At 68.6% G+C, this 15,703-nt stretch carries 13 protein-coding genes; 4 read left to right on the top strand and 9 right to left on the bottom strand.

Annotation, left to right across the window (positions count from 1 at the left end; translation table 11 throughout):
* Nucleotides 1–1,083, top strand: a complete 1,083-nt coding sequence (locus tag RR1_RS07070) for a glycoside hydrolase 5 family protein (protein ID WP_051111131.1) — start codon at nt 1–3, stop codon at nt 1,081–1,083.
* Between the two features lie 28 nt (nt 1,084–1,111).
* On the opposite strand, the gene RR1_RS07065 is transcribed toward RR1_RS07070, so the two are convergent.
* Both RR1_RS07065 and RR1_RS07060 read right to left on the bottom strand, forming a co-directional pair.
* Nucleotides 1,112–2,053, bottom strand: a complete 942-nt coding sequence (locus tag RR1_RS07065) for a diacylglycerol kinase (RefSeq protein ID WP_010837919.1) — start codon at nt 2,051–2,053, stop codon at nt 1,112–1,114.
* Nucleotides 2,050–3,630, bottom strand: coding sequence for an FAD-binding oxidoreductase (locus RR1_RS07060; protein WP_143153753.1), 1,581 nt, complete (start codon nt 3,628–3,630; stop codon nt 2,050–2,052). Before RR1_RS07060 ends, RR1_RS07065 begins: the two co-directional genes overlap by 4 nt.
* Nucleotides 3,631–3,692: 62 nt before the next feature.
* On the opposite strand from RR1_RS07060, the gene RR1_RS07055 reads away from it, so the two are divergent.
* From RR1_RS07055 to RR1_RS07045, 3 genes are read left to right on the top strand one after another with little or no spacing between them, the layout of a single operon-like run.
* Entirely contained in the window at nt 3,693–4,274 is a 582-nt protein-coding gene (locus tag RR1_RS07055; RefSeq protein WP_010837917.1) for a TetR/AcrR family transcriptional regulator, read from the top strand.
* Entirely contained in the window at nt 4,271–5,824 is a 1,554-nt protein-coding gene (locus RR1_RS07050; RefSeq protein ID WP_010837916.1) for a glycerol-3-phosphate dehydrogenase/oxidase, read from the top strand. The genes RR1_RS07055 and RR1_RS07050 overlap by 4 nt, the downstream gene beginning before the upstream one ends.
* A gap of 46 nt (nt 5,825–5,870) precedes the next feature.
* Complete coding sequence (locus tag RR1_RS07045; protein ID WP_010837915.1) at nt 5,871–6,452, top strand: IS5 family transposase; 582 nt, start codon at nt 5,871–5,873, stop codon at nt 6,450–6,452.
* A gap of 36 nt (nt 6,453–6,488) precedes the next feature.
* Here RR1_RS07045 and RR1_RS07040 read toward each other — a convergent pair whose 3' ends face one another.
* From RR1_RS07040 to RR1_RS22835, 7 genes are all read right to left on the bottom strand, one after another.
* Nucleotides 6,489–6,869, bottom strand: a complete 381-nt coding sequence (locus tag RR1_RS07040; RefSeq protein ID WP_143153747.1) for a hypothetical protein — start codon at nt 6,867–6,869, stop codon at nt 6,489–6,491.
* A gap of 273 nt (nt 6,870–7,142) precedes the next feature.
* Nucleotides 7,143–7,754 carry an LGFP repeat-containing protein gene (locus tag RR1_RS23095; RefSeq protein ID WP_371836778.1) on the bottom strand — a complete coding sequence of 204 codons (612 nt, stop codon included), beginning with the start codon at nt 7,752–7,754 and terminating at the stop codon, nt 7,143–7,145.
* 779 nt (nt 7,755–8,533) lie between these two features.
* Entirely contained in the window at nt 8,534–9,094 is a 561-nt protein-coding gene (locus RR1_RS07020; protein WP_010837912.1) for a hypothetical protein, read from the bottom strand.
* A gap of 1 nt (nt 9,095) precedes the next feature.
* Entirely contained in the window at nt 9,096–10,826 is a 1,731-nt protein-coding gene (locus tag RR1_RS07015; protein WP_040772877.1) for a DEAD/DEAH box helicase, read from the bottom strand.
* A 276-nt stretch (nt 10,827–11,102) separates the two neighbouring features.
* A complete protein-coding gene (locus RR1_RS07010) occupies nt 11,103–12,737 on the bottom strand; it encodes an ArnT family glycosyltransferase (protein ID WP_010837910.1) in 1,635 nt (544 codons plus the stop codon).
* Nucleotides 12,734–14,245, bottom strand: coding sequence for a glycosyltransferase (locus tag RR1_RS07005; protein WP_010837909.1), 1,512 nt, complete (start codon nt 14,243–14,245; stop codon nt 12,734–12,736). Before RR1_RS07005 ends, RR1_RS07010 begins: the two co-directional genes overlap by 4 nt.
* Nucleotides 14,239–15,699: a hypothetical protein gene (locus RR1_RS22835; RefSeq protein ID WP_010837908.1), complete on the bottom strand. Its 1,461-nt coding sequence runs from the start codon at nt 15,697–15,699 to the stop codon at nt 14,239–14,241. The genes RR1_RS07005 and RR1_RS22835 overlap by 7 nt, the downstream gene beginning before the upstream one ends.
* Nucleotides 15,700–15,703 lie beyond the last annotated feature (4 nt).

Raw genomic sequence — 15,703 nt, 5'->3', positions numbered from 1 at the left:
ATGCGGTTCCGGCGAGTGCTCGCGGCGATCGCGGCGACGGTCGTCGCGGCCGGATCGAGCGCGTGCCTCGAATCGGGCGAGCACGAGACCGTCCCCGCGGCGCGAGTGCAGGCCGCGGGCACCACGCTCACCCGCGACGGGGCGCCGTGGTGGCCCGTGGGGCTCAACGCCTATCAGCTCGCGACGGACTGGTCGATCAACTCCGGCTGCGGCGCCGAGGTCGACCTCGACCGTTTCTTCGGTGCCCTGCCGGCAGGGTCGCTGATCCGGTTCAACGCGTTCGAGTCGTTCGCGAGATCCCGGGTCGGCGGCGGCGTGGACTACCGCCCGATCGACGCGGTGTTCGACGCCGCGGAGCGGCACGGCCAACTGCTGATCCCGGTGCTCACGGCGTTCGACGGATCGTGCGCCGACGAGGTGTACAAGGACCGCGAGTGGTTCGTGTCGGGCTGGCGCGAGCCGGAGCCGGGCACCGACTTCTCGTACGAGGGCTGGGTGAACGCGGCCGTCGACCGCTGGAAGGGCTCGCCCACGATCGCGATGTGGGAGCTCATCGGTGAGCCCGAGCCGCTGGTCGGCGAGCAGTGCCCGCCGGACGCCGGTGAGGTGCTGCGGCGGTTCGTCGACGACGTGGGCGCGATCGTCCGCGGCATCGATCCCGCGCATCCGATCACGGTCGGGACGGTCGGTGCGGGGCAGTGCGGGACGGCGGGCGAGGAGTTCGCCGATCTCCTCCGGTCGCCGTACGTCGACGTCGCGCAGTACCACGACTACGAGGCCGACGGCGTCCCCCTGCCCGGGAGCGGGGCGGACGGCCTCGAGGCCCGGCTCCGGCAGAGCCGCGACGTCGGAAAGCCCTTGCTCGTCGCCGAGATCGGCCAGAACGCCGCCGCGTCGGGGGCGTGCGCGACGCCGTCGGCGCGCTTCGCCGACGTCCGCCGCAAGATCGACGGGCAGCGGGAGGCGGGGACGGCGGGCGCGCTGTTCTGGGCGTTCGTGCCCGACCCGCGCATCGACGAGTGCACGTTCGACATCGGAATCGACGATCCGCTGATCTCGCTGGTGGGCGCTCCGCGCTCGTGAGTGAGTTTCCGGTGCGGGGGCCGGAAGATCACGCACGAGCGGCGGAGCCGCCGATGATCCGGCCGGCACCGGGGATGGCGGAGACGACTCCCGGCAGCGGGCCGATCAACTCGCCGTCGGCGTAGGCGTTGATCCCCGCGCACTCGACGCGCACCGAGCGCGCGCGGTAGGTCGCGACGTCGTCGAGGTCGATGTGCGTACCCGTGAACAGCCGGGGGAAGAAGCGCACCAGTCGCGTGCGCGACGTCGCGGCGACGACGGTGACGTCGAGCAGGCCGTCGCCGCGGTCGGCCCCGGGCGTGATCCGCATGCCGCCGCCGTAGGTGCGGGTGTTGCCGAAGGCGACGAGTGTCGCGTCCTGCTCGACTGTGCGGCCGTCGCCCAGATCGAGAGTGAACGCGAGCGGGCGCAGCCGGCCGAACTCGGCGAGGATCGCGAGGTTGTAGCGCATCCGCCCGTGCGGCCAGCGCATCCGGTTGACGCGGTCGCTCACCAATGAGTCGAAGCCCGTCGCCATCACGGTGCCGAACCAGCGCTCCGTGCCGTCGTCGCCGCGGAAGTGCCCGAGGTCGATCGTCGTCGCGACGCCGTCCACGACGGCGTCGACGGCGGCCTCGGGATCGCCGGTGGGCAGGCCGAACTCCCGGGCGTGGTCGTTGCCCGTCCCGGCGGGCACGATCCCGAGCGGGATCGACGTTCCCGCGACGGCCTGCCAGCCGAGCGAGATGACGCCGTCGCCCCCGGCGACGACGAGCGCGTCGACCGGCCTGCCCTTCACCTCGCGGGCGAGCGCGTCCTGCACGAGTGCGGCGGCGTGCGCGGCGTCGCGGCCCACGATCTGGACGACGTCGACGCCGCGCTGCTGGAAGCGCGCCGCGGCGCGCTCGGCCGCATGCGGTGCGTTGCCGTGTCCCGCAGCGGGATTGGTGAGCATGACGACCGTGCGGATGCGGTCCTCGCTGTTCGTCACGGAATCAGCTTGCCGGGATTGAGGATTCCCGCGGGATCGAGTGTCCGCTTCACTGCGCGGAGCACCTCCACGCCGAGGTCGCCGACCTCCTCGCGCATCCACTCGCGGTGGTCGCGGCCCACGGCGTGATGGTGCGTGATGGTCGCTCCTGCGGCCGCGATCGCGTCGGATGCAGCGGATTTGGCGGCGCGCCACTGCGCGATCACGTCGCCGCGGCCGCCCGCGACGACGGTGAAGTACAGCGACGCGCCGGTCGCGTACACGTGCGAGATGTGGCACAGCACGAGAGCCGGTGTGCCCGACTCGCCCAGCGACGCGGTGAGGGCGTCGGTCACGGCGGTCTTGAGCGCGGGAAGGCGCGACCACGACGTCGCGGTCTCGAGCGTCTCGCACAGGGCACCGGCGGCGAGCAGCGAATCGCGCAGGTACGGCGCCCCGAATCGGCCGTGTTCCCATGCGCGAGCGGGCTCGTCGCCGAGTGACGTGCCGCCGAGCGATTCCAGCAGCGCCCGCGTCTCGGCGTGCCGCGACGCGGTGTGGGCGTCCGTTCCCTCGAAGAGCGTGACGGCGAGGCAGCCGCCGGTGATCTGCTGTTCGCCGATCTGCTCGGTGGTCGCGAGGTTGATCCCGGTCTCGGCCTCGTCGGACAGCCGGATGACGGTGGGGCCCGTCCCGGTCTGTGCGACGGCACGCAATGCGGCTGCGCCGGTGGCGAAGTCGGGGAACGACAATGCCTCGTATCGCGTCGTCTCGGGCACCGGATGCACGCGGACGCGCACCTGCGTGATGATCCCGAAGACGCCCTCGGAGCCGAGAACGAGCTCGCGCAGGTCGGGTCCTGCGGCGGAGGCGGGCGCGCGGCCGAGATCGAGTGTCCCGGCCGGCGTGACGACCCGGACGCCCCGCACCATGTCGTCGAAGCGCCCGTAGCCCGCCGAGTCCTGGCCGGACGAGCGGGTCGCGGCGAAGCCGCCGATCGTCGCGTACTCGAAGCTCTGCGGGAAGTGGCCGAGCGAGAAGCCGTGTTCGCGCAGCAGTTCCTCGGCGCGCGGCCCGCTCACCCCGGCCCCGAGGACGGCCTCGCCCGACACGACGTCGAGTTCGGTGAGGGCGTCGAATCTGCGCAGGTCGAGCGAGACGACCGCCGTGAACTCGCCGCGGTCGGGCTCGAGCCCGCCGACGACGGACGTGCCGCCGCCGAAGGGGACGATCGCGATCGCGTGCTCGGCGCAGTGGGCGAAGATTGCCGCGATCTCCTCCTCGCTGCCGGGCACGACGACGGCGTCCGGTGCCTCCTGCGGATCGGAGCTGTTGCGGCGCAGCAGGTCCGGGGTGGACTTGCCTCCTGCGCGCAGGAGGCGGTCGAGGTCGGAGACACCGACGCCGTCCGGTCCCACGATCGCGCGCAACGCCGCCACGTCGGAGTCGGGCAGCGTGGACGGGCGCACCGCGACGTCGCGCGGATCGCGCTCCTCGGCGCTCGCGGGCTGCACTCCCAGCGCGGCCTCGAGCAGCTTCACGATCGACTCGGAGAGCGGTTTCGCGGCGGCGGGATCGCCCCACGCGTTCCACTTCATCGGGGGGAGGGCGGGGACGTGGTGCGGGTCACGCTGATCGGTCATGCGTTACAGTTTTACACATGGTGTCAACTAGTAACGCCGACTCGGTCGACGTCGGGGAGCGCATCCTCGACGCCGCCGCGAGTTGCGTCGTGGACTTCGGCGTCGAGCGTGTGGCGCTCGCCGAGATCGCGCGCCGCGCGGGCGTGAGCCGTCCGACGGTGTACCGGCGGTGGCCCGACACGAATGCTGTGCTCGCCGAACTTCTCACCCGCCGCATCACGTCCGCCCTCGCCGACGTGCCCTCGCGCGGGCCGGACCGCGGTGCGCTCGTGCAGCGGATCGTCGACGTCGCGGGGGTGCTGCGCCGCGACGCGCTCATCGGCGCGGTGCTCGGCTCGGCCCCCGAGTTCGCGATGGTCTACATCGCACGCCGGCTGGGCACCAGCCAGGCCATCGTGGTCGACGCCCTCCCAGCCGAGATCGGCCGCTGCCAGCGCGACGGCACCGTCCGGGTGGGCGAGCCCCGCACCCTGGCGGCGATGGTCCTGCTCATCACGCAGTCGACCGTGCAGTCCGCGCAGATGGTCGAGGGGATCCTCGACGCGGATGCCCTGGCCGCCGAACTGTCCCACTCGCTGAACGGATACCTCGCACCGTGACGACTCCCGCATCCCACGCGCTCACCGCATCACGCCGCAGCGCCGACCTCGCCGCGCTCGAGTCCGGCGGCGCTGTCGACGTCGTCGTGATCGGCGGCGGCATCACCGGCGCGGGGATCGCACTCGACGCCGCGTCCCGTGGCTACGACACGGTGCTCGTCGAGGCGCACGACCTCGCCTTCGGGACGAGCCGGTGGAGCTCGAAACTCGTCCACGGCGGGCTGCGGTATCTCGCGACGGGCAACGTCGGCATCGCACGACGCAGTGCCCGCGAACGCGGAATCCTCATGACCCGCACCGCACCTCATCTGATTCGCGCGGTGCCGCAGCTCGTTCCGCTGCTGCCACACGAGTCGTTCGCCTCGAAGGCACTGGTGCGCACCGGCTTTCTCGCCGGTGACGTGCTACGTGCGGCGGCGGGCACGCCGTCGTCGGTCCTGCCCCGGTCCCGTCGTATCGGACGCGACGAGACCGTCACGCGGGCGCCGGCGGTCAAGCGGGCTGGCCTCGCGGGCGGGCTGCTCGCGTACGACGGTCAACTCGTGGACGACGCCCGCCTCGTCGTCGGCGTCGCGCGCACGGCCGCGCAGCACGGTGCGCGCGTCCTGACCCGCGTGCGCGCGAGCGAGGCCACGGGAACCTCGGTGCGCCTGACCGATACCGTGGCCGGCACGTCCTTCGATCTCACGGCGCGCGCGGTGATCAACGCGACCGGGGTGTGGGCGGGGGGCCTCGACGACGGTATCCGCGTCCGGCCCAGTCGCGGAACCCATCTCGTCTTCGACGCCGCGACCTTCGGCAATCCCACTGCGGCACTGACGGTCCCGATTCCGGGGGAGACGAACCGCTTCGTGTTCGTGCTCCCCGAGCAACTTGGCCGCGTCTATCTCGGGCTGACGGACGAGGACGCGCCGGGCCCCGTCCCCGACGTCCCGGTGCCCTCCGACGACGAGATCGACTTCCTGCTCGCCGTCGTCGGCACCGCACTCGACGTCGCGGTCACCCGCCGCGACGTGCGCGGCGCGTTCGCAGGGCTCCGTCCGCTCGTGGACACCGGCAGCGGGCGCACCGCCGACGTGTCCCGCGATCATGCGGTGATCGAATCGCCCTCGGGGCTCGTGAGCGTCGTCGGCGGCAAGCTCACCGAGTACCGGCACATGGCCGAGCAGACCCTCGACCGCGCCGCCGAGCTGTGCGGACTGCCGGAGCGTCGTTGTGTGACGGCGTCGCTCCCACTCGTCGGCGCACCCGGTAATCCCGCGACCCCGGACGCTACGGGAACGCAGCTCTCCGGGCTCCCGATGTCGATGATCGCGCGGTACGGGGCCGAGGCCGCGCGGGTGCGCGACGTCGCGACGTGCGACCGCCCACTCGATCCGGTAGCGCCCGGAATCGACGTGACCCGAGCAGAATTCGAGTTCGCGGTGACGCACGAGGGTGCGCTGGACGCCGCGGACATTCTCGACCGGCGCACGCGGATCGGGCTCGTCGAGGACGATCGCACGGCTGCCGAGTCAGCGGCGTTCGAGTTCGCGCCCGACATCGAATGAAGCGCAGCTGGGTCGACACCGTGAGGTCCTAGGTCGTGTTTCAAAAGTGGTTTCGCTGATGGAGTCCGGGCGCTCGGCGGCACGGCATCAGCAGGTCGAGCCTCCTGGAGGTGTTGAGGCCGAACCCGATGACCATGCGTTGGGACGGTCACGGGGCGGTTGGACCACCAAGACGCATCTGGCGTGCGAGCAGGGCCGCAAGGTCCTCTCGATCATCGTCACCGCAGGTCAGTGTGGCGACAGCCCACAGTTCGCGGCTGTGCTCGATGCCATCCGGGTGCCGCGACTCGGCTGCGGTCGGCCTCGGCGCAGACCGGACGCGGTGCTGGCCGATCGTGCGTACAGCAGTGCCGCCAACCGCGCCTATCTCCGGCGGCGGGGCATCCGGTCGACGATTCCGGTCAAGTCCGATCAGGTCGCCAACCGAAAGAAGAAGGGCTCGTCCGGTGGAAGGCCTCCGGTTTTCGATCCCGAGCACTACAAGCAACGTCATGCTGTCGAGTGCGGCATCAGCCTGCTCAAGCAGAACCGTGGCGTAGCAACGAGATACGACGAGCTCGCTGTCCGCTACACCGCCACCATCTGTATCGCCGCGATCAACCAATGGCTTCGCGCATCGGACTTATGAAACACGGCCTAGGGCACCTCGTTCTGGCAGGGATGGTCACGCGGCTCGGTGGTCGTTGCTCTGCGCGAACAGGATTGCTGCGGTGACAAGGAGGATGCAGCTGATGATGCCTGCGGCGAAGAAGAGGTGCTTGGCATAGATGAAGAACACGAAATTGCGCGCCTGCAACAAGATGAACGGGACCAGAAGGAGCGATCTGAGTGCTGCATGGCGGCCCTGGCGCTGGCAGTACTCGGAGAAGAGGCATACGGCGACCAGTGCAATTGTCAGAGGAAGATTGAACCATTTGGTTGCGTTGTCGAGCCAGGACTCGCCGCCCATGGTGTCGCGGCTGATCGGGTAAGTGTAGATGCCAAGAAGGACCGCAACTACCCAATACGGCGTAGCAGTTCCGATTACCTGCTTGGTACCACGCATGTCAGCCCCTTAGGTTGTGTGCATCATACAAGTGCGCCGTTACGCCAAGCGGGGGTGGCGGTGTTGAGCTTTTCCAGTGGGCAAGTATGCCGTCTCTGAGGACTGGGGCGTCACAGAATGGTTGGGTCGACAGGGAATCGACGCTCAGTCGGATCACATCGGGCCAGTCGCCGTTCTTCTTGCTTGACATTTTTATGTTCAGATTCTCGGTGGACGCGCGCCGGCTGTCGTCACGCTCGTAGCCGATGAACTCCAGATACTGATGCGTGGTTCCTACGTCGACCTTGGCGCGAGCAGTCTTGGCTCCGGAGCGTGACTGATCGACGTAGACCTCAAGGTCCTGTCGTTCGCCGTAACCTCCTTCCGGGTTCCACGACCGGTTGTCGCCGGCGTACCGTTCGCTGATGATGTTGTCGTCGGTTGAGTGCCTGTAATCGCAGCGGACTGCCAACTGCTTTTCGGGGATGAAATTCTGCCACCGGAATGTCGACATCTTGATTTTGCCGACGGGCCGCTTGTCCCAGTAGTAGTCGATCGGGCCACCCTGGAATATCTGACGCCGACCTCCGGGAATGTCGAATTCATCGGTGATTGGATAGCCGTAGTTTCCATTCTCCCATTTTGCGCGCCCCAGGTGTTTCCGATCTCTCCGCCGACGATGTGCGCCCCCGTGTGCGGAGTCCAATGGATCGAAGCTCGTTCGAACGTTTGAAGCCGACCACTGTAGCTGCTCAGGGAACGCTCGACGGCTGTGGGGAATCCGATGTTCGTCTCGGCCCCGATCTGAAACCACTTGTCGCGAATATTGCCCCATACAACGTTCGCGCCAGTCGCCGGGGACCGGTAGATCGATCCCTGCTCGAAATGATTGAACGTCCCCCCGATTCACCCGTATCTCGCGGTTTGTGGGGTAACGCAGAGCGCCGGCTGCCGTCCACTCCGAGCTGTGGGCGCGCCGATCGATTCCGCAGGCAAGAAGAGATCCATGAGCGGCCTTTCTCCGAGGGAGTCTCGAGAGTTGCCGAGGTTCGACGCTCCGCATCCAGTTCGACGTCCGTTTCGCCCTGTTTTGAAATATGTAGTGGTGCATCATGATTCGGAATCGCATTTGTGGGCATGGAGTCTCGCCGGGTTTGTCGGCGATTCGTCGGAGTGTGTATCGAATCATGTTTGTGTAGGTATGTTTGTGGCTCTGCATATACCGAGGCTGAGTAGCCGTACGGGTCCGGTGCAGCCGTACGCGACCCGGCTTCCCGGCGAGCAGGATCTTGCCTTCGAGGAAGCTGCGGGAGCGAGGTGGGAGAGCCCCGCTTCCGACTTCGCCGATGCCTGGGGGTCCACCAGTGGTTCCTCGCCTGTGGGGAGATCCGGGATGACGGTTCGCGTCGGCCTTGCGATGGTGAACGCGAGGATGCGCGAGGCGACCTCGCGGTGCTCGACGCGCTCGAGGCTGATCGTCTCAGCTTCGAGGCCGATCGTCACGGGCGCCTGTCATCCCGAACCGAGATGGTTCGGCACTCCCTTCGAGTCGCGTTGCGTGACAGAAGATCTACTGCTCGAGACGGGCGGTGGATGTCGCCTTCGAACGTATCGAGCACACGGGGCGTTGGTATGCCGGGGAATGAACTGATGAACCTGCGAACAGTCCCGGGCGAGCACTCGTCCTAGGTCGACACCGTGAAGTAGTCGGCCGGATCGAGGGCGTCGAGCGCGACCCACCGCTGCGGTGACGCGGTCGTCGATACTCGACTGCCACCGGGCGCGTCGCCGAAGCAGCTCTGGATGTCGAGTGCGGTCCGAGGATCGTCGTCGACACGCCGCGCCGTCTCGTAGTAGACGGCCAGCACGTGGATGCAACGCCCGGTGTCGTCCGAACAGGAGCAGTCGACGCCTGCGAGTGTCGGCGCGGGGGAGAGTCCTGTCGTGGTGACCGCGCGGTGCACCTCGTCCGTGACGACGGGCCGAGAGCCCCCCAGGCGGGCGGTGATTGCCGCGACCGTCTCGTCCGGCATCGGTGCCACCTCGATGCGGACCACCGACGTGGTGCGGCCGCGCTGCACGACGCCGCGCACCACACGGCCGTCGATCGTCACCTGCACCGCACCGACGCGCGCCAGGGTGCGAGCTCGCGGCAGCGTCGGGTCGGGACGGGATTGGCGCAACGGCTGGGCGATCCGAACCCAGTCCCGCCCCCAGAGCGTGCAACCGAATACATCGTCCGCCATGTCAACGCGCCCGCTTCCGGCGCAAGGTCTCGACGAGTCGGTCGTCGTCCAACCGCGCCAGCTCGGCGACACCGGACATGTCCGCGATATCGGAGAGCGCGGATTTTCGCGAATGCATCGCCGCGATGTGCTCCTCGACGGTGGTGCGGGTGGTGAGCGTGGTGACGGTCACGGTGCGGGTCTGACCGATTCGATGGACGCGATCGGAGGCCTGCGCTTCCACTGCCGGATTCCACCATCGATCGAAGTGAACGACGTCGGCCGCACGGGTGAGGGTGAGCCCGGTGCCCCCGGCTCTCAGGCTGAGCACCATCACGGTCGGGCCGTCGTCTGCCTGGAAGTGGCGGACGATCTCGGCTCGCTCCTCCTGATCCACGCCGCCGTGGAAGAACGGGACACCGACATGGAACTGTTCATCGAAGTGCCGCACGAGCAGTTCACCCGTCTGTCGATACTGGGTGAAGACGAGTGTCGGCGAGTCGGTGTCGATGTTGGTGGCGACGATGTCGGTGCACAGGTCGAACTTCCCCGACCTTCCGGGCAGATCGCCGGAGTCCTCGGTGACCAGTATCGGATGGTTGCAGACCTGTTTGAGCGCGGTCACGGTCGCCAGTATCCGAGCCTGTCGCTGTGCTCCGGTACCGAATCCGTCGTCGATCGCCTTCTCCAGCAGTCGGTCGTACAGGTGCTGCTGTTCTTCGGTGAGATCGCAGACAAGGTCGGTGTGGATCTTGGGCGGAAGAGTTCCCGCCACTTGAGACTTCTTTCGCATCAACACGACCGGCTCGATCGCCTTGTGTAGTCGGGTGGCTGCGTCGAGCGAACCGCTCGTGATCGGCCGGGTGAACCGGCGCCGGAACTGCGTTCTGTTTCCGAACAGCTGCGGTGCGACCAGATCGAGCAGGGCCCACAGTTCCTCGAGTCGATTCTCGACGGGAGTTCCGGTCAGCGCGATCTTGGCGTCTGCGACGACGGCTCGTGCAGCTTTCGATACTCGGGTACGAGGATTCTTCAGCGCCTGTGCCTCGTCGAAAACCGCGGTGACCCAGTCGTGTTCCGTCATGCGGCCGCCGTGCACGCGGAGAGTCGGGTAGCCGGTGAGTACCACCGCTCCTGCATCCGGCGTCTCCATCGGCCCGCCGCGCCAGATCGAGGTCCGGAGGGCGGGCGCGAATCGTGCGATCTCGTGAGCCCAGTTTCCGATCAGCGACGTGGGGCACACCACGATCTGTGGCCCCTCGTCGGCACGCCCGACGAGAAAGCCGATCGCCTGCAGCGTTTTGCCGAGGCCCATCTCGTCGGCCAGCACCGCACCACCGTGTGCGTCGACCGTCTCGCGCAGCCAGCTCACCCCGCGGACTTGATACGGCCGCAGTTCGGCGGTCAGTACCGTGCGCAGTTCGGTCGCAACCGCGCACGTGTGGCGAAAGACTGCCACGGCGTGCCCCGCCGACGTCACGGCGACACCGGTGACATCGGGAATGGCATGCCCGACGATCGGCAGTGGCGACTCGTCTGCGGTACTCAGCGTGAGCCACGCGTCGACCGACTGTCCGGGTGAGTCCAGGCACGCGTGCGCGAGCCTGTCCGGCTCGACCAGAGCGCACGGGACGTCGAGTACGGCGAACCCGGAGAGGTCCGGCGTCGGGACCGCCAGGGCAAGCGTCTCGACGTCACCGACCGGCGGGGCAGCGCCCGGCGCGCCGTCGGCCCAGTTCCACAAGGCGAACATGTGGCGGTCGTGGAGATACGTGGCGTGACTGGCGGCTCCGGTGGGCGATCCGGGCCCCGCTACCACCGCGTCGATGGCCGCCCGGACTTCGGTGCCGGCGGGAGAAATGGTCATGGACACCTCGGATTATCGATCGGCGAGGAGCTGGACGACCAGACCATAGGTAGGGCACGGACTGCTGTCAACTTCGATCGATTCTTCCAAAACAGTTGCAGCCGAATGGGTTTTATGTCGTCGTGCGGATCTCGGAGCGTCGAACCACGGGGCTTCCCGCCCCTACTGCACGCGGTAGAGCCGCCACACCGGTTGTCCGTCACCGGTGTTGGGGATCTCGAGTTCGAGCGTCGCGACGTCACCACCCGTGTCGTAGAGGGTGGGGTAGCGGCGGTTGACGGCGTCGGACTCGCCGCGTCCTTCGTTGGGGACGGCGAGGATGTACCGCACGCCCGCGGACGCCGGGTCGTTGAGGATGCGGGTGAAATCCGAGTCGGACGGCACGACGAAGACCCGCGGCCGCGTCGTGGCCGTGAAGATCGCGAACCCGTAGACGGTGTCCATGACGATGGAGCCGTCGGGCAGTTCGAGTGAGTCGAGGTACCCCGCGAGTTCGCGTTCGGTGTCGAACGTCGCGATGATCGCTTCCTGGTGGGCGCGGTCGGTCCCGCCGCGGTCGGGTGTCACGAGCGCTTCGAGCGCGTATTCCTGCGGCGCGAACGTGCGGCTCGTCATGAACGCTCCCGTCACGAAGGGCGTCGTGACGACGACGACCCCGACCAGCGCGGCGACGCGGCGCGGCAGTGCGAGCACCCCGAGTGTGCGGGCGACGGCGTACGGGCCGGCGCGGCGTTCGTGAATCGGCTCGCCGGGCGGCGCGAGGTGGATCGCGAGTACCACGACGAGCGGGATCGCGGCGATGTAGAAGCGCAGGAACGGGAACGTCGATCCCGTCACGAACGACACCGCGGCGAACCCGATCACCGACCCGAACAGGACGACGGCCACGAGCGGCTCGAGATCGCGCCGTCGCCACGCGAGGACGGCGACGACCGGCAGCAGCAGCGGGATCGCCCAGCCCAGCGCGAAGACCTCGGCGATCGCGAATCCCGCCGCCGAGACCGGGTTCGTCGCGCCTCCACCGCTCTGATCGAGAATCGCGGAATTGCCGTAACGCGAAGTGAACTGGGCGAACGCCTGCCCCGTGATCAGCCAGCTCGTGAACGCCCAGCCGAGGAACGCGAGCAGGGACGGCGCGATGACGACCGCCATGTCGGTGCACGCGGGCCAGAAGGTCTCCCGGATCCGCCGACGCCCACGCCGCAGCGCCGTCACCGCGAACACGAGGATGCCCACCGCGAATGTCGCCGCGACGGCGTCGTAGCGCGCGAGATAGGCGAAGCCGAGCGCGATCCCGGCCGCAGCGAGATCGTGGACATCGTCGGTCGTGCACCAGCGGATCATCCTGCGCGCCGCGAGGATCACGAGGAACAGGAACGGCGCCTCGCTCATGCCGTTCGCGCCGTAGAACACGATCATCGGATTGAGGGCGAACACGGCGGTCACGATCCATACGGCCGCGGGCGAGATGCCCCGCTCCCGGGCGAGCAGGTGGATCTGGACGACGGCGCCCGCCATGAACGGCGCCGACATCACGATCCCGCTGAGCCCGTACGACGTGATGCCCGTCCACCACGGCGACAGCGCGACCGCCGGCAGCTGGACGATCGCGGTGAGCGGCGTGAAGATGAAGCCGATCGCCGCGAGATGCGGGTCGCGGCTGAAGAGCACGGTCCTCGCGGACGCGACCCGCGAGAGTGCGTCGCCGACCAGGAAGTTCGGCCCCAGTGCGAGATAGAGACCGACGGCGAGATAGAGCGCCGTCGCGCCCCAGAAGATCCACCAGCGCGTCCTCATGCCGTGCCCTTTTCGGTGGCGGCCGGGGTGTCGTCGCCGGTTCCGGGGAGCCCGTGGAACGTCTTCTCCCAGTACGACGGCGCGAACAGCAGCTGATAGGCGCCCTTGATCGCGGCGATGCTCATGAGGATCCAGTACGCGGGTGACGTCACCGCTGCGAGCAGCAGCCGCGAGTTGCCCGTCTCGCGGCACGCGATGACGTTCATGTAGATCACGGCGCTGTTGCCGAAGACGAGCGAGATCAGCGCGGGGAAGTACACGTAGGCCGGGAAGAGCTCGGCGACGACGAGCGGCTGGCCGAGCAGCCACGCGATGCTCACGAGCCAGAAGACCATGTTCATCGCGGCGATGAGCGGCGTCCCCGCCATGAGGGTGAGGAAGCGGAAGTACGCCATCGGGCCGAGCGAACGCAGCAGGTGCAGCGGACGCCGCGTGTGGACGAGCCACGTCTGGAGATAGCCCTTGTACCAGCGCGATCGCTGCCGGATCCAGTTGATCGGGTCGCTGTTCGCCTCTTCGAGTGTCGTCGAATCGAGCACGGCCGTGCGGTATCCCGACTGCGCGATGCGCACGCCGAGATCGGCGTCCTCGGTGACGTTGAACGGATCCCACGCCCCGATCTCGTCGAGCACCCGCATGGACAGGTGATTGGACGTGCCGCCCAGCGGAATCGGGGCGCGGCTGCGCATGAGGCCCGGCAGGATGAAGTTGAACCACAGCGCGTAGTCGCCGGTGAACCACGCGGTGAGCAGGTTCTGAGCTCCGTTGTGGAAGGCCAGTTTCGCCTGGACGCACGCGGTGTTCTCGGGCAGCTCGCGCCACGCCGCCGCGACGCGGCGCAGCTGCAACGGGTCGGGCCGGTCCTCGGCGTCGAAGATCGTGACGATCTCCCCGGTCGAGTAGTGCAGCCCGAAGTTGCACGCCTTCGGCTTCGTGCGCGGCTCCGCGGGCGGGACGAGGAGGATGTCGACCATGTCGCTCTCGAACGACGCGTGCGCCGCCTCGATCGTGCGCTCGTCGTCGGCTTCGAGCAGCAGGAGCACCTGCAGTTTGTGGCGCGGGTACTCGAGCGCCGCCATGTTGTCGATGAGCTGCCCGATCACCTCGGGTTCGTCGTACGCGGGGACGAGCACGGTGTACGTGGGCAGTTCGTCGTCGGGGATCGCCCGCGCGGTCTCGTCGTCGATCCGCACGATCGTGCTGCCGTCGAGTCCGCGGTGGAACAGCACGATGCGGTCGATGAGCGTCGTGAGGTAGGCGATCGTCGCGACGAAGGTCGCCGTCACGAGCGTCGCGACGGGCGCGAGGACGAGGCCGGCGATCACCACCACGAGCAGTCCGTACCCGGTCCAGCGCTGCCAGCGATGGAAGGAGGTCGACGCCGAGTCGATCGGCGATCGTTCGCGGAGCCCCGCGACGGCGTCGTGCAGTGCGTGGGCCTCGAACTCGGCGTCGCTGCGCCGCGGGTCGGGGCTCGGCGGCGGCGTGGGCGCCCCGCCCGTCACCACGGCTGCTCCTGTACGAGCGAGCGGGCCACCGACTGCATCATGCCGCCGTCCTTGAACACCGGGGTCTCGTTCTCGATCGACGCCGTGCCCCGGAACAGCACCGACAGCGAGTCGCGCAGCAGCGACGCCTGCGACGGCCGGGGTTCGGGGAACGGCGATCCGGGATCGTGGTTGTCGACGCTGACGAGGCTCACGCGCTGCGCATGGCGGTCGTCTCGAATCCACGTGAAGTACATCGTCGTCCAGGTGAGCAGCAGTTTGTCGTCGACGACGGTGAACATCCGCGCGGTGATCCCGTGACCGATGTCGACCTCGAGCGCGTCGCTCCGCCGCGCGCGCTGCAGGTCGTAGGTGAACTGGATCGGCTCGACGACGAGCGATCCGGCGACGGGAACGGTGAGGACGTCGACCTTGATCTCGCGCCGCCGCCCCTGATCGTCCCAGGCGGGGCTCGGCTCGTTCGCGACGATGCCCTGCCGGGTGAACGACGCGCCCGGGCCGAAATACCTTCTGGGCCAGTCGTAATCGGTGATCGACTGTTGCGTCCATCCGTCCGGGACCGCGAGCGTCGTCGCTCCCGCCCACACCGGCCCGGGTGGCGGTTCGGGGAAGCTCACGGTGGGCAGCGGCGCGACCGCCAGCGCGACCGCCGCAACCGCCACGACGACCACCCGCCGCCGCACTCCGCTCGTGGAGGGCGGCCGGATGCCGCGCCGCAACGGCACCTTGATGTCGCCGCGCCGATGCCACAGGAACAGGAAGACGCCGACGGCGATCGCGGCCGTGAGCGACGGGACGAGCTGGGCGATCGGCAGCGCGAGCGGCTGGAACGCGATCACGAGGGGAACGAGGATCGCGCACGCCGCGGCGAACGTCACGAGGAAGACCGCGACACCCTCACGCCAGCCGCGTGCGGCCCCTGCCGCCAGCGCGAACGCCGCCGCGAGCGCCATGACGAGGCCGTTGCCGAGCGCTCCGCCGCCGAGGAGTGCGGCGGCGACGACGTAGAGGCTCGGCGTCAGCAGCAGGGCGAGCAGCCCGACCCGCCAGAACGACGTCGTCGCCCGCAGCCCGAACAGCAGGATGCAGGCGCCGCCGACGAACAGCCACAGCGCGATGTGGTCGAGGTGCAGCAGCAGGTAGTAGTAGCGGAAGCGCGGGATGAGCAGGTACTGCACGCCCAGCGACAGCAGCAGGACGAGGATGCCGACGATGATGTCGGTCTGCCGGTCGTGGATGGGCAGCCCCGGTGGCCGCCGCGCCGCGACGCCGATCGCGGCGACCGCACACAGCAGCGGGACGGCGAACAGGTAGGCGACACCGGTCCCCGCGAGCATGCTCTGCCAGATGTTGACGTCGGTCTGCCAGAACGCGACCAAGCCGAGCGCGACGATGATCGCCCAGCGAAGCGCGAGTTCCCGGACCGTCGTCTTCTCCGGCTGTGTCCGCAGCATGCCG

The organism is Rhodococcus rhodnii NBRC 100604, assembly GCF_001894925.1.
GTDB lineage: Bacteria > Actinomycetota > Actinomycetes > Mycobacteriales > Mycobacteriaceae > Rhodococcus_F > Rhodococcus_F rhodnii.
This window is presented reverse-complemented; position numbering and strand designations above follow the sequence as displayed.

Bases quoted from the DNA above. Each gene is read 5' to 3' on its own strand.
- RR1_RS07070 (WP_051111131.1), top strand. From the start codon at position 1: ATGCGGTTCCGGCGAGTGCTCGCGGCGATCGCGGCGACGGTCGTCGCG.
- RR1_RS07015 (WP_040772877.1), bottom strand. From the start codon at position 10,826: ATGTTCGCCTTGTGGAACTGGGCCGACGGCGCGCCGGGCGCTGCCCCG.
- RR1_RS07060 (WP_143153753.1), bottom strand. From the start codon at position 3,630: ATGAAGTGGAACGCGTGGGGCGATCCCGCCGCCGCGAAACCGCTCTCC.
- RR1_RS07010 (WP_010837910.1), bottom strand. From the start codon at position 12,737: ATGAGGACGCGCTGGTGGATCTTCTGGGGCGCGACGGCGCTCTATCTC.
- RR1_RS07055 (WP_010837917.1), top strand. From the start codon at position 3,693: ATGGTGTCAACTAGTAACGCCGACTCGGTCGACGTCGGGGAGCGCATC.
- RR1_RS07020 (WP_010837912.1), bottom strand. From the start codon at position 9,094: ATGGCGGACGATGTATTCGGTTGCACGCTCTGGGGGCGGGACTGGGTT.
- RR1_RS22835 (WP_010837908.1), bottom strand. From the start codon at position 15,699: ATGCTGCGGACACAGCCGGAGAAGACGACGGTCCGGGAACTCGCGCTT.
- RR1_RS07040 (WP_143153747.1), bottom strand. From the start codon at position 6,869: ATGCGTGGTACCAAGCAGGTAATCGGAACTGCTACGCCGTATTGGGTA.